This window comes from Catenulispora sp. EB89 (assembly GCF_041261445.1).
In the GTDB taxonomy this organism is placed as follows: domain Bacteria; phylum Actinomycetota; class Actinomycetes; order Streptomycetales; family Catenulisporaceae; genus Catenulispora.
Map to the genome: position 1 here is coordinate 48,465 of NZ_JBGCCU010000010.1, position 13,196 is coordinate 61,660.

Consider the following 13,196-nt stretch of genomic DNA (forward strand, 5'->3'; position numbering starts at 1 on the left):
TGTGGACGAGACGGATCGGCCGGCGGCCGACGCTCAGGAGCTCGCAGCGGAGTTGCAGCTGGTCGTGGGCCGCACCGCGCGGAGCCTGCGGCAGGCCCACCCCGTGGGGAACGTGGCGCTCTCCGAGATCTCCGTCCTGTCCCGCCTGGACCGCGAGGGCCCGGATTCCCCCAGCTCGCTGGCCGAGGCCGAGCGGGTACGGCCGCAGGCCATGGCGGTGACTCTGGCGACGCTGGAGGAGCGGGGCCTGGTGAGCCGTCGTCAGCACCCTGATGACGGCCGTCGCGTGGTCGTCGCGGTGACGGACGCGGGCCGGACCTTGCTCATCGGCCGGCGGTCCGAATCGGTGCGGCGAATAGCGGCGGTCCTCGACGCCGAGTTCACGCCGACCGAACGCGACGCGATGCTCGCCGTGTTGCCGCTGCTGAACCGACTCGCGGAGCGACTGTGAGAGCCGTGTCGAAGGACCTGTCCGGCGTCCAGGGCAAGGACGGCCGCTACAAGGACGGCCGCTACAAAGACAGCAAAGACGGCAGTGACAAAGACGGCCGCTACAAGTGGATCGCGCTGTCGAACACGACCCTCGGCGTGCTGATCTCCGCCGTCGACAGCTCGATCGTGATCATCTCGCTGCCGGCGATCTTCCGAGGCATCGGCCTGGACCCGCTGGCCCCGGGGAACATCGGCTACCTGCTCTGGATGATCCTGGGCTACCTGCTGGTCTCCGCGGTGCTGGTGGTCGCCCTGGGCCGCCTCGGCGACATGTTCGGCCGGGTCCGGATGTACAACATGGGCTTCGCGATCTTCGCGTGCGCCTCGCTCGCGCTGTCGGTCGACCCTTTGAAAGGCGGCAGCGGCGCGCTGTGGCTGATCGGGTTCCGCGTCGTGCAAGCCGTCGGCGGATCCATGCTGACCGCGAACTCCGCGGCCATCCTCACCGACGCCTTCCCGGCGCGGCAGCGCGGCATGGCGCTCGGCGTCAACCAGATCACCGCGCTCGCCGGGATGTTCCTCGGGCTGCTGGCCGGCGGACTGCTGGCCGCGATCGACTGGCGCGCGGTGTTCTGGGTCAGCGTGCCGATCGGCGTGATCGGCACCATCTGGTCCTACCGCAGCCTGCGCGAGGTCGGCACCCGCAAACCCGGCCGCATCGACTGGGTCGGCAACATCACCTTCACCGCCGGGGCCGGATCGCTGCTGGCCGCCATCACCTATGGCATCCAGCCCTACGGCGGCCACTCGACGGGCTGGACGAACCCCTGGGTCCTCGGCGGTCTGAGCGGCGGGTTCCTGCTCCTGGTCGTGTTCTGCGTCGCCGAGACCCGGATCGCCGATCCGATGTTCAACCTCGGGCTGTTCCGCATCCGGGCCTTCGCCGCCGGGAACCTGGCGGCGCTGCTGATCGCGATCGCCCGCGGCGGGCTGCAATTCATGCTGATCATCTGGCTCCAGGGCATCTGGCTGCCGCTGCACGGCTACACCTTCGAACGCACCCCGCTGTGGGCCGGCATCTTCATGCTGCCGCTGACCGTCGGGTTCCTCATCGCCGGACCGCTGTCCGGGTACCTGTCGGACCGGTTCGGCGCGCGCCTGTTCTCCACCAGCGGTCTGATACTGGTCGCGGCCGCGTTCATCGGCCTGCTGTTGTTGCCGGTGGACTTCCCGTATCCGGCCTTCGCCGCCCTGCTGCTGCTCAGCGGGATCGGCCAGGGGATGTTCTCGGCCCCGAACACGTCGGCGATCATGGGCAGCGTACCGCCGGACCAGCGCGGGGTGGCCTCCGGGATGCGCGCGACGTTCCAGAACTCGGGCACGGCGCTGTCGATCGGGCTGTTCTTCTCGCTGATGATCACGGGCCTGGCGAGCACGTTGCCGCACACGCTGAACACCGGCCTCCAGGCGCAGGGCGTGCCGGCCGACACCGCTCAACAGGTCGCGGGGCTGCCGCCGGTGAGCACGCTGTTCGCCACGTTCCTGGGCAACAACCCGATCTCCCACCTGCTCGCGCCGAGCGGCGTCCTGCACACGCTGCCGGCGCACAACGTCCAGACCCTGACCGGCAACCGGTTCTTCCCCGAACTCGTCTCCGGGCCCTTCCACCACGGACTGGTCATCGTCTTCAGCGCGGCGGCGGCGATGTCGCTGATCGGGGCGCTCGCCTCGGTGCTGCGCGGCCGCCACCGCCAGGCCGGCGCGGACCAGCCGGCTGCTTCGACGAAAGGACAGTGAGCTGTCGCCATCCTGAAACAACGGGAATCTAAATCAGAACCCTGGTATACCAGCCCGACCGGTGCGATGCTGCCAGGAAAATGCATCCTCTGACACCGGCACCCCGCCGCGCGGGCCGATAACGGATTCAGGAGAAGAACGCTCAGTGAACGTGTCAGACACCGCCCTGCTCGTGATGGACGTGCAGCGGGACATCGTGGACCGCTTCCCGGACGCCGACTACCTGCCGCGCCTGCGCGGTGCGATCGACGCCGCGCGGACGGCCGGCGTCCCGGTCGTCTACGTGGTGGTCGGGTTCCGCCCGGGACACCCGGAGGTCAGCCTGCGCAACAAGACCTTCGCCGCCGTGTCGCAGACGGGCCGGTTCGTCGAGGGCGATGCCGGTGCTGAGATCCATCCGGATGTCGCGCCGCTTCCCGGGGACGTCGTCGTCACCAAGAAGCGGGTGAGCGCGTTCGCGGGCAGCGATCTCGACGTCGTGCTCCGGTCCGGCGACATCCGGCACCTGGTGCTGAGCGGCATCGCCACCAGCGGGGTCGTGCTGTCCACGTGCACGCAGGCCGCCGATCTGGACTACCAGCTCACCGTGCTGGCCGACGGCTGCCTGGACGGTAATCCGGAGGTGCATCGGGTGCTGACCGAGAAGCTGTTTCCGCGGCAGGCTGATGTCGTCACTGTTGAGGAGTGGGTGAAGACGCTCGGCGCGTGAGCGGCCGGGCCGCCTGCCGAATCGGCAGACGGCCCGGCCGGGTCGATCAGGGCCCGATCAGCGTCCGATCACGGAGCGATCAGCACCGTCTTGCCGGACAGCCGCCCGGCGCCCGCGTCCTCGTGCACGGCGGCCAGCTCGGCCACGGGGCGCCGGTCGGCGACGTGGATCCGCAGCCGGCCGGCGTCCACCTTGGCGACCAGCTCGGCCAGCTGCGCGCCGTCGCTGCGGACCCACAGGCTCGCGCTGCGCACGCCGCGCGCCGGGTCCTCCGGGATCGGGCCGGCCGAGCTGGCGGCGACCCCGCCGTCGGCGACGTAGCCCGTGAGCTGCGCGAGCTCGTCCGGGGAGACGCGCACGTGGTTCACCACGACCTCGAACGGACCGCCCACGGCGGCCGGGCCCGCGGCGAGGTCGAGGGGACCGACGACCCGGTCCGCGCCGTAGCCGCGCAGCCGCTCGGCGTGCTCCGGCACGTCCACCGCGGTGACGTGCGCACCGGCGTCGACCGCGAGCTGCACCACGAGGCTGCCCACCGCGCCGCCGGCCCCGTTGACCAGGACGGTCTGCCCGGGCTTCAGCTCGGCCAGCTCGAACACCGCCTGCCAGGCCGCCAGGCCGGTCAGCGGCAGCGCCGCGGCGTCGGCCAGGTCGATGCTCGTGGGCGCCGGGGCCAGGTCCTGGGCCGAGACGAGCACGTACTCGGCGGCGCCGCCGGCCGAGTCCAAAGGCAGCATCGCGACGACCTTGTCGCCGACTTCCAGGCCGGTCACGTCCGCGCCGAGTTCGGCGACGGTGCCCGCCAGGTCGATGCCCGGCACGTGCGGCAGGGCGATCGGCAGCATCTCGGCCAGGGCGCCGGCGCGGATGTGGTCGTCGACCGGGTTGAACGAGGTGGCCGCCACCCGCACCAGCACCTGCCCGGCGCCGGGGACCGGCTGCTCGACGTCCTCGAAGCGCAGGACCTCCGTGCCGCCGAACTCGTGGAAACGTATTGCCTTCATGGGTTTTCCTCCGGGAGGGATTGGTGAGGGATTGGTGATGGATCGATGAGTCAGGTCAGCTGCACCGAGCGCGTCGAGTTGCCCATGACCATGCGGTCGATGGCGCTCACCGCGCTGCCGGGGTCGTCGGCGGCGCCGACGCTGAGCAGCAGCGGGACGAAGTGCTCGGCCGTGGGGTGGGCGATCGCGGCGCCGGGCGCCTTGGCGCGGTAGTCGGCGAGGGCGTCGACGTCGGCTCGGACGAGAGCGTCCACGGCCCATTCGTCGAACGCTGCGGTGTCGATCGCGAGCTCCGGTCGCCGGAACACGGCGAAGCTGTGCGTCATGAACCCCGAGCCGAGGACGAGGATGCCTTCGTCACGCAGCGGACGCAGGCGCGCGCCGAGGCCGAGCAGGGCACCGGGATCCAGGCTGGGCATCGAGAGCTGCACGACCGGGACGTCCGCCGCGGGGTACATGGCCATGAGTGGGATGAACGCGCCGTGGTCGAGGCCGCGGTCGGTGAACTCGTGCACCGGGGTCCGGCCGAGCAGGCCCGTGAGGCGCCGGGCCAGGTCGGTGGCGTCCGGGGTCGCGTAGGGCAGCGTCTTGTAGCGGGGGTGGAAGCCGCTGAAGTCGTAGTAGAGCGGGGTCGCCGCCGCGGCTCCCGATATCGCGACCGGCGCCTGTTCCCAGTGGGCTGAGACGACGACGATGGCGCGTGGCTTGGGCATCGCCTGGGCCCAGTCGAACAGGTCGCCGAGCCAGCGCGGGTCGTCGAGGGTGAACGGGGCGCCGTGGCTGACGAACAGGCTCGGCAGCGGGCCGTCGGCGGGAGTCCACACGCGCTGTTCCCGCGCCCGGGGCAGGACCCTGGCGAGGTGGTCGTCGTACGCCCCGGCCGGTGTCTGCGATCGGGAATGCGACGTCGAGCGGTCTGCTCCGGTCATCGCCATCGGCTCCTTCAGCGTCGTCCAGCGTCGTCACGAGCCTGGCCAAACTCGGTTCTCACTTGCCCAGGCAAGTCAGAACTTACGCCTCGGGACTTGCCTTGGCAAGTCACGTGAGTTGACCAGGCAAGTATGATGGGGCGCATGGACCAACCCTCGCCCTGGCTCGACGACGACCAGCAGGCCCTGTGGCAGGACCTGCTCACCGTCGTCATCGCCCTCCCGGCAGCCCTCGACCGCCAGCTGCAACGAGACGCCGGCATCTCCAACTTCGAGTACGGCGTTCTGGCCCGGCTCTCCATGGCCGACGACGTCACGATCCGGCTGAGCGATCTGGCCCGGGGCTCCGACAGCACCCTGCCGCGCATGTCGAAGACGATGGACCGGTTCGAGGCCCGCGAGTGGGTCGTCCGGCGTCCCGACCCCGCCAACGGTCGCTACACGCTCGCGACGTTGACCGAAGCCGGGCAACAGAAGCTCGTGGAAAGCGCGCCGGAGCACGTCGCGCAGGTGAGGCGGCTCGTGTTCGATCCGCTCAGCGCGGCCCAGCGGCGTCAGCTCGGCGTGGCGCTCTCGCGTGTCGCGGCGACCGTGCGCGGCGAACTCGAAGGGGGGTAGCGCCCCTCCCCGCGCCGCGCGCCACCGCTCGGCAGCGAAACCGTCGGCCAGCCGTAACCGCCTCGTCACTACTATGTGGCGTCGTAGCAGTGCGCTGCGACCAGGCTCGGCGAGGGCGTTTCGCCCCGACCGCCACGGCGAAGGAGGACCCTCGATGCCCGATATCTCCCGACGCAGGTTGCTGACCTCGGCTGGAGCGCTGAGCGGGGCGGCTTTGGCGGCGGAGTTCCTGCCGCAGAACGTGCAGCGCGCGTTGGCCGCGGCTCCGTCGCGGACCGGGCGGCCGAACCGGCTGTCCGACATCAAGCACGTGGTGATCCTGATGCAGGAGAACCGGTCGTTCGACCACTACTTCGGGACGCTGCCGGGGGTGCGGGGGTTCGGCGACCCGGCCGCGATCACCCTCGGGACCGGCAAGTCCGTGTTCCACCAGCCGGATCCGCAGAACCCTGACGGGTACACGCTGCCGTTCCACCTGAACACCTCGGCCAGCAGTGCGCAGGCCATCCCGTCCACCAGCCACGCGTGGAGCGTGCAGCACAGCGCGTGGAACAACGGGAAGATGGACAACTGGCTGCCGGCGCACCGTGCGGCCGACGGCGTGAACGGCCCGTACACGATGGGCTACTACACCGAGGACGACATCCCGTTCCACTTCGCGCTGGCGAAGAACTTCACCATCCTCGACAACTATCACTGCTCGTTGCTCGGCCCGACGTGGCCGAACCGGCTCTACCTGATGAGCGCGTGGATCGACCCCGCGGGGGTGGACGGCGGTCCGATCATCAGCAACCAGCACAACCAGCTCTACCGCTGGAAGTCGTACCCGGAGGCGCTGACCGAGGCCGGCGTGTCGTGGCGGGTCTACCAGGAGGTGGACAACTACGGCACCAACGTCCTGGAGTACTTCGACAAGATCGCGAACGCGCCGGTCTCCTCGCCGCTGTACCAGAACGCGCTGCGCACGTACTCCGCCGACCGGTTCGAGCACGACGCCGCGCACGACAAGCTGCCCACGGTCTCCTGGATCCTGCCGACCAGCTGGCAGTCCGAGCACCCCGACTACACCCCGGCGGCCGGCGCGGACTTCGTCGCCGGCAAGATCGACGCCATCGCGTCCAACCCGGATGTGTGGGCCAAGACCGTGTTCATCCTGAACTACGACGAGAACGACGGCCTGTTCGACCACGTCCCGCCGCCCACCCCGCCGGCCGGGACCGCGGGCGAGTTCGTCGACGGCGTGCCGATCGGCGGCGGCTTCCGGGTGCCGTGCGTCATCGTCTCCCCGTGGACGGCCGGCGGCTGGATCAGCAGCGCCACCTCCGACCACACCTCCACCCTGCAGTTCCTGGAGCGGCTGACCGGGGTCGGGATCCCGAACATCACGCAGTGGCGCCGCGACACCTTCAGCGACCTGACCTCGGCGCTCGGCTTCCCGACCCGGCAGGCCCCGCAGCTGCCGGACACCAAGCGCCCGCTGGCCCGCGCGGTCCGCGAGATCGCGACGCTGCCCGCGCCGACGCTGCCCGGCGTGGAGCAGTCGATGCCCGGACAGCAGCACGGCAGCCGTCCGCGTCCCCGTCCCGGCGCCTGAGCGCGCGACTCGAAGAACTGACAGGAGGATCCTTCATGTCCAACGACAGTTCGCAGTCCTTCGACGGCGACCTTGGTGTGCTTGAGCCCGCTGCCCGGCCTGCGTCTCGGGGCCGAGGCCGGGGTCGGGGTCGGGGTCCGCGGGTGGCGGCGTCCGTCGCGGCGGTCGCCGTCGTCGCGGTCGGCGCCATCGCGATCGCGGCCGGATCGTCGACGACGGCCTCGTCGAAGGCGCACCCCGTTGCGGCGGCGCAGGTCCCGGTCGCGGCCGTGCCGGCCGCCGCAGCCGGCTCGCCGGGCTACCAGGTCTACGTCGCGGCGGCCGGCGGCTACGCCGTCGCCACCTTCAACACCCGCACCGGCGCCCAGGGCCCGACCTACGGCAACGACTCGGCCATGGGCATCGCCCTGTCGCCGGACCACAAGAAGCTGTACGTCGCGAACACCGGCCAGTACGGCGTGCTCGTCTACGACGTCGCGTCGAAGCAGAGCACGACGATCCAGGTCGGGGCCTACCCGCAGGACGTCGCGGTCTCGCCCGACGGCAAGACCGTCTACGCCACGGTCACCGGCGGCGACACCGGCCCCGGCGGCTCGAACAAGGTCGCGGTGATCGACACCGCCTCGCTGAAGGTCACCGGCCAGATCACCGTCGGCACCGCGCCCCGCCGGATCGTCCTGAGCGCCGACGGCAGCCGGGCCTACGTCGGGACCGAGCAGGGCGTCTCCGTCATCGACACCAAGTCGCGGCGGACCGTCGGTGTCGTGCCGACGCCCGCCGACGTCCAGGGCCTGGCGCTCAGCCCCGACGGCGCCGAACTGTACGCGACCGCCCCGGACGAGGACCAGGTCCTGGCCATCTCCACCCGGACCCGGTCGGTCCAGCACACGTTCCCGGCCGGCGCCGAGCCCTGGTCGGTCGGCGTGCTGCCGGACGGTTCGAAGCTCTACGTCGCGGACATCAACTCCAACAGCGTCTCGGTGCTCGACGCGCACAGCGGCCGCACCACCGCGACGATCACTGTCGGTTCGCTGCCCACGGCCATCGGCGTGACGCCTGACGGCACGCAGGTGTGGGTGGGGAACACGCTGTCCGGCAGCGTGTCGGTGATCGACACCGCCTCGGGCAAGGTGGTCGCGCAGATTCCGGGCGGGCCCGGTACCTCCGCGCTGGACTCCGCGCCGGTGGACATCGTGTTCGCTCCCGCGTCCTGACGCCTGATGTCAGAGGCCTGACGCCCGTTCCCGCAGCTCCGTTGTCGGAAAGCTGCGGGAACGGGTGTCGATCAGCTGATCAGTACCCTGCGATCACGGCGCGGGCGGCGGGAAGCCGATGACCCAGCGCTGTGCGAGCGTCCCGTTGCAGTTGAACAGCTGCAGCTGGAGCCCGGTGTTGGTCGAGGCGCCGGGGACGTCCATGCAGAACCCGGTGTCGCTGAAGCCGATCTTCGACTCCAGCACGCTGACGTTCGGCAGCGTGGTGTGCGCGTCGAACTCCTCGTTGCTGACGTTGCGGCAGGTGTCCAGGCCCATCGGCGCACCGTTGTGGGCGCTGGTGAACGCGAACAGGCAGGCGCCGCTCCCGTTGTTGATGAACTTGTACGTGCTGCCGCTGAGCTGGATGGTCTGCCAGCCCTGCAGGATGAAATCGTTGCCGGGGGTGCCAGGCTGTGCGCAGGGCTCCTGCAGGACCGGCGAGTTCGGCCCGGCCGGCTGGGTAGGCTCCAGACACAGGTTGTTGCCGACGTTCCGGATCGGCTCGAAGACGCCGTCGAAGGGCTTGACGACGTGCGAGCCGGCGTGCGAGGCGGGGGCCGGCGCGGCCTGGGCCGCGGCCGCCCCGGTGCCCGCGACCGCGGCGGCGGTGAGCGCCACCGCGGGGGCGAGCAGCCCGAAGATCTTGTTCATGGGACTTGTGTCCATTCGATCGGGAGACAGTGGACGACCGGCCGGTCACTGACAAGTTATGGCCGGCGGCACGTCACCCGGATCGGGAGCGGTTCCCCATGTTCAAGCATCGGGCTCCCCATATTCGCTACGAGGGCCACCCTGCGGTCTGCGGGAGGCTCAGCCGGTCGGCAGCCCGGCGGCGTGCCAGTACTGGTTGTTGCCGTTGTTGCAGTCCCAGATCTGCAGCGGGGTCCCTGAGTTGCCGTATGCGGTGTCGTCGAGGCACTTTCCGGACTTCACGTTGACCCAGGCCCCGGCGTACTCCAGGGTCCATGCCTGGTCGGAGGCGCCAGTGCAGGTCGACAGGACGACGGGAGTGCCGTCCGAGGTACCGCCGCCCTGGGCGTCGAGGCACTTGCCGTAGACGGTGAGCGTGGTGTTCTGGCCGAACTGCGGGTTGGTGAGCGTCCACTGCTGGTTGCTGCCGTTGTTGCACTGGTAGATCTGGACCGGGGTGCCGTCCGCCGTGCCGAAGGCCGTGTCGTCGATGCAGAGTCCGTGCAGGCCGTAGACGGGCCCGGTGATCGGAGCGACGGCGGCGGAGCTGGTCCCCGCGCCGGTCACCACGGCACCGAGCGACAGGGCCGCGATGATCGCGAACCGCGAGCGGTGTGCGGGCTGAAGCGCGGATCGAATGCGTCCACTGGTCATCGAGGTGACTCCTTCGAAATGGATGTCGACGCCGACAATATGCGCCGTAGTCAGGCATACGGACCCTGGTTCAGGATTGTCAACGACGGCTGGGAGTCGGCGCGGGGGTGAATCTTGTGGAGGAGCTGCCGTTTTGCCGGCTTGACGCGACAGGCGGTGCTTTTGCGCGCCTGCGGCTGCGCTGCGGCTAGGAGTCAGGACTCTGAGATTTTGAGGATTTCGGGAAGCGCAGTCACGCCCCGGCGTCCAACGCGGCCGTCCCCAGCTGCCGCAGCACGATGTCGTCCTGCGGCGCGTGGACCGCGGCGAACTGGATATCGCGCAGGTGCCGCTCCAGCGGCAACCCCCGGCTGAGCCCGGGGTTGCCGAGCAACCGCACCGCCAGCGCCACGGCCGCGTTCGCCTGACGCACGGCCAGGATCCGCGCGGACTGCGCGGCCTTCGGCTCCGGGTCCTCCCCGCGGTCGTACTGGTCGGCGACCGAGTAGAGCAGCTGCCGTGCCCCGGCCAGGTTCACCTCGATCTCGCTGGCCGCGTCGCGGAAGCGGTCGGTGCGCGCGATCGGGTGCCCCAGGTTCGCGGGGATGCGCTCATGCGCGAAGCGGTGGAAAGCCTTCTGCGCCGCGTGCGCGACGCCCAGGTAGATCGCCGCGACGGTCAGCCCGAGCGCGGCCAGGCCCTTGTTGTCCTGCTCGGCTCCGGCCCCGCGCTCGACCGGGTCCAGGATGTGCCCGGCCGGGATCTCGACGTCAACGAAGCTCACGTCGTGGCTGCCGCTGGCGCGCAGGCCGAGCTGGTCCCAGTCGTGGTGGACCGTGATGCCGGGCGGTCCGCGGGCACCGCGAACGTCGCGATGCGCGGCGCCGGCTCGTCGGTCCCGGCCCAGACGAGATAGTTGGACAGCCCGTCGGCTCCGGTGACGAACCGCTCGCGGCCGCTGACCGACCAGCCCTCGGCGGTGCGCCTGGCGACGGTCGCCGGCAGTCCGCCGCGCGCCGCGGTGAGCAGCGTCGGACGTTCTGCTGAGCTCTTCAGCACTTGCTGGTAAAGCTCCTGCGGCAAATGCGGACGCTGTGCCTGCCGCAGGTGCGTGAGCAGCGTCATCGCGGAGACGAGCGCGACGGAGGGGTCGCCTTCGCCGAGCGCGGTCAGCAGCCCGGCCTTGTGCACGGCCTCGATACCGGTGGCGGGGAACTCGCCCGAGCGGTCGTAGTGGTCCGCGTCGGCGGCCAGTGCGGCCGTGACCGGGTTCAGGTCGTCCAGAATGCTCATGACGTCGGCTCCCCGGCGGCGTCGAGGGCCTTGGCGAACGCGGCGTCCAGGTCGGTGGACCAGAAGGACGGCACCGTGACCGTCTTCGGCAGAGCATTGATACCGCTGAAGACGTCCGAGACGGCCTGCTCCGAGGCGATCGCGGCGGTACTGGTCGGCACGATGCGGGTCTGCTGCTGGGCCTCGTCCGCGGTGAGCTGGCTCAGCGCCTCGCTCACCGGCTCGTTGGTGGCGGTCGCCGTGGCCTGCGCGAAAGGCTGCTGATGGCCGTCGCGGATATAGGCGTAGGCCTTGTTGATCCGGACGAGCAGGTCCACGAGCGCCGCCTTCTGCCCGGCGTCGCCGAGCAGAGAGTTCGACACCTCCCACGGGAAGTTGCCGGACAGGATCTGCTCGCCGGAGCCGATGGTGGTGGCGCCGCCGGCGTGCGCGGTGATGATCGAGTTGCCGTAGCTGGCGAAAGCCGCGATGGAGCCCGAGCTGAGCGCCGCGACGCCCTGATTCGGTGTCAGCGGTACCGGAGTGATGTCCTTCCAGGACAGCCCCGCCTGCACGAGCAGCTTGTCCAAGAAGTACTGCGCCGTGGTGTTCTGCACGTAGCCGACCTTGCGGCCCTTGAGCCCGGCCACGCTCGTGACGGCCGATCCCTTGCCCACGACCAGTTCCTGCAGCAGCGTGTTTGCCTTCTGCACGGCCACGACCTTGAAGTTCACCGTGCCGCCCGCGGCCGCGAAGACCGGCGGTATCTCGCTGCTGTCGGCGACGTCGAGCGCGCCGGACTGGATGGCCTGGAGCTGGAGGTTGCCGCCGCTGAACACGGACCAGCTGACGTGGTAGGGGGTGTCGTCCAGGCCCGCGACCTTCAGCGCGGCCTCGAAGTTGTTCCAGCCGGTCACGCCGACGCGCAGCGTGACCGAGGACGGGTCGGCGCCCTGCGCGTCGGCGGCTTTGGCGGTGCCGGCCGGGGAGGTGGAACTCGCGCAGGCCGACGCGGCCAGGGCGGTCGCGGCGGTGGCGGCGGTGGCGGCGATCAGGGCGGCCAGGCGTGACGGCCTGCGCAGCGCGGACATATATGGCTCCTGATTTCTGATGGGTCGGACAGATGTCGGAACAGAGGGACGGGGGATCTGGGATCAGACAGCGGCGGGCCGGCGGTGCGCGAGCTCCTGGCGCACCAGCGGCAGGACGTGCTTGGCGTAGCCGATCGCGTCGTCGAAGGGGTCGAAGCCGCGGATCGAGAGCAGCTCGCAGCCGATGTCGACGTAGTCCAGCAGCGCGGCCGCGACCGTCTCGGGGCTGCCGACCAGGGCGGTGGAGCTGCCGGCGGCGTTGGTCGCCTTGGCCGGCGCGGTCCACAGCGCGCGATCGTGCAGCTCGCCGCGCGCGGCGAGGGCGAGCAGCCGCTGCGAGCCGACGTTCTGCGGCACGGCCGTCCCGGCCCTCGGGTAGTGGCGCTGGGCGGCGCGGTCGGCGTACCCGGTCTCGATCCGGCCGAGCAGTTCGTGGGCCCGCTCCCAGGCCAGGTCGTCGGTGGCGGCGACGATCGGGCGGAAGGAGACCCAGATGCGCGGATGCGGACGGCCCGCCGCGTCGGCCTGCGCGTTGACCGAATCGATCTGCTGCTTGGTCTCCGCCAGCGGCTCGCCCCACAGACCGAAGATGTCGCCCTGCCGGCCGCCGACCCGGTACGCCTCCTCGGAGGAACCGCCGACCGAGACCGGGATCGCGTCCTGATACGGCCGGATCTCGGAGCGGAAGCCCTCGAACTGGTAGTACGGGCCCTCGTGGTCGAACGGCTCGGTCTCGGTCCAGGCACGCCGCAGGATCTGGATGTACTCGTCGGCGCGCGCGTACCGTTCGGCTTTGGACAGGTAGTCGCCCTCGCGCCGCTGCTCGACGTCCTGGCCGCCGGCGATGATGTGGATCGCCAGCCGGCCCCGGCCGATCTGGTCGAGGGTGGCGAAGGCGCGCGCGGCGTGCGTCGGGAAGATCACGCCGGGCCGGTGCGCGAGCATCGGCTTGAGGCGTTCGGTGTGGTTGACCACGAACTGCGCGAACTGGTTGGCGTCGATCCAGCTGGAGCTGTACGGGACCAGGGTGTAGTCGAACCCTCCTTCGTCCAGCACGCGTGCGTATTCGAGGGCGAACTCGTGGTCGAACCCGTTGCCGGCGCCGGGGTCGACGTCGGAGGCGCGGTTGGCGTTGATGGCACTGATGAACTCGACGGGCATGGCCCGCTCC

General features: G+C 70.5%; 14 protein-coding genes. 6 read left to right on the forward strand and 8 right to left on the reverse strand.

The window, feature by feature from the left end:
• Nucleotide 1: 1 nt before the first annotated feature.
• From ABH920_RS22310 to ABH920_RS22320, 3 genes are all read left to right on the forward strand, one after another.
• A complete protein-coding gene (locus ABH920_RS22310; protein WP_370351019.1) occupies nucleotides 2-451 on the forward strand; it encodes a MarR family winged helix-turn-helix transcriptional regulator in 450 nt (149 codons plus the stop codon).
• A 110-nt stretch (nucleotides 452-561) separates the two neighbouring features.
• Complete coding sequence (locus ABH920_RS22315; RefSeq protein ID WP_370351228.1) at nucleotides 562-2,229, forward strand: MFS transporter; 1,668 nt, start codon at nucleotides 562-564, stop codon at nucleotides 2,227-2,229.
• A gap of 151 nt (nucleotides 2,230-2,380) precedes the next feature.
• The gene (locus tag ABH920_RS22320) at nucleotides 2,381-2,938 is read left to right on the forward strand and encodes a cysteine hydrolase family protein (RefSeq protein WP_370351229.1); all 558 of its coding nucleotides are present in this window, start codon (nucleotides 2,381-2,383) and stop codon (nucleotides 2,936-2,938) included.
• Between the two features lie 68 nt (nucleotides 2,939-3,006).
• Here ABH920_RS22320 and ABH920_RS22325 read toward each other — a convergent pair whose 3' ends face one another.
• Together ABH920_RS22325 and ABH920_RS22330 are read right to left on the reverse strand one after the other, a co-directional pair.
• Nucleotides 3,007-3,942, reverse strand: a complete 936-nt coding sequence (locus ABH920_RS22325) for an NADP-dependent oxidoreductase (RefSeq protein ID WP_370351020.1) — start codon at nucleotides 3,940-3,942, stop codon at nucleotides 3,007-3,009.
• Between the two features lie 50 nt (nucleotides 3,943-3,992).
• Nucleotides 3,993-4,871, reverse strand: a complete 879-nt coding sequence (locus tag ABH920_RS22330) for a class III extradiol ring-cleavage dioxygenase (RefSeq protein ID WP_370351021.1) — start codon at nucleotides 4,869-4,871, stop codon at nucleotides 3,993-3,995.
• 144 nt (nucleotides 4,872-5,015) lie between these two features.
• Between ABH920_RS22330 and ABH920_RS22335 the strand changes: the two genes are divergently transcribed.
• The 3 genes from ABH920_RS22335 (at nucleotide 5,016) to ABH920_RS22345 (ending at nucleotide 8,297) form a co-directional block, all read left to right on the forward strand.
• Nucleotides 5,016-5,489, forward strand: coding sequence for a MarR family winged helix-turn-helix transcriptional regulator (locus ABH920_RS22335; protein WP_370351022.1), 474 nt, complete (start codon nucleotides 5,016-5,018; stop codon nucleotides 5,487-5,489).
• A gap of 154 nt (nucleotides 5,490-5,643) precedes the next feature.
• A complete protein-coding gene (locus ABH920_RS22340; protein ID WP_370351023.1) occupies nucleotides 5,644-7,083 on the forward strand; it encodes an alkaline phosphatase family protein in 1,440 nt (479 codons plus the stop codon).
• Between the two features lie 143 nt (nucleotides 7,084-7,226).
• Nucleotides 7,227-8,297, forward strand: coding sequence for a beta-propeller fold lactonase family protein (locus ABH920_RS22345; RefSeq protein WP_370351024.1), 1,071 nt, complete (start codon nucleotides 7,227-7,229; stop codon nucleotides 8,295-8,297).
• 93 nt (nucleotides 8,298-8,390) lie between these two features.
• On the opposite strand, the gene ABH920_RS22350 is transcribed toward ABH920_RS22345, so the two are convergent.
• From ABH920_RS22350 to ABH920_RS22375, 6 genes are all read right to left on the reverse strand, one after another.
• Complete coding sequence (locus tag ABH920_RS22350; RefSeq protein ID WP_370351025.1) at nucleotides 8,391-8,990, reverse strand: RICIN domain-containing protein; 600 nt, start codon at nucleotides 8,988-8,990, stop codon at nucleotides 8,391-8,393.
• 159 nt (nucleotides 8,991-9,149) lie between these two features.
• Nucleotides 9,150-9,683: a ricin-type beta-trefoil lectin domain protein gene (locus ABH920_RS22355; RefSeq protein WP_370351026.1), complete on the reverse strand. Its 534-nt coding sequence runs from the start codon at nucleotides 9,681-9,683 to the stop codon at nucleotides 9,150-9,152.
• Between the two features lie 232 nt (nucleotides 9,684-9,915).
• Nucleotides 9,916-10,446, reverse strand: coding sequence for an acyl-CoA dehydrogenase family protein (locus ABH920_RS22360; protein ID WP_370351027.1), 531 nt, complete (start codon nucleotides 10,444-10,446; stop codon nucleotides 9,916-9,918).
• Nucleotides 10,443-10,955 (reverse strand): hypothetical protein, encoded by a 513-nt coding sequence (locus ABH920_RS22365; RefSeq protein WP_370351028.1) that lies wholly within the window; start codon nucleotides 10,953-10,955, stop codon nucleotides 10,443-10,445. The genes ABH920_RS22360 and ABH920_RS22365 overlap by 4 nt, the downstream gene beginning before the upstream one ends.
• A complete protein-coding gene (locus tag ABH920_RS22370) occupies nucleotides 10,952-12,025 on the reverse strand; it encodes an ABC transporter substrate-binding protein (protein WP_370351029.1) in 1,074 nt (357 codons plus the stop codon). The genes ABH920_RS22365 and ABH920_RS22370 overlap by 4 nt, the downstream gene beginning before the upstream one ends.
• 63 nt (nucleotides 12,026-12,088) lie before the next feature.
• The gene (locus tag ABH920_RS22375; RefSeq protein WP_370351030.1) at nucleotides 12,089-13,186 is read right to left on the reverse strand and encodes an LLM class flavin-dependent oxidoreductase; all 1,098 of its coding nucleotides are present in this window, start codon (nucleotides 13,184-13,186) and stop codon (nucleotides 12,089-12,091) included.
• Nucleotides 13,187-13,196 lie beyond the last annotated feature (10 nt).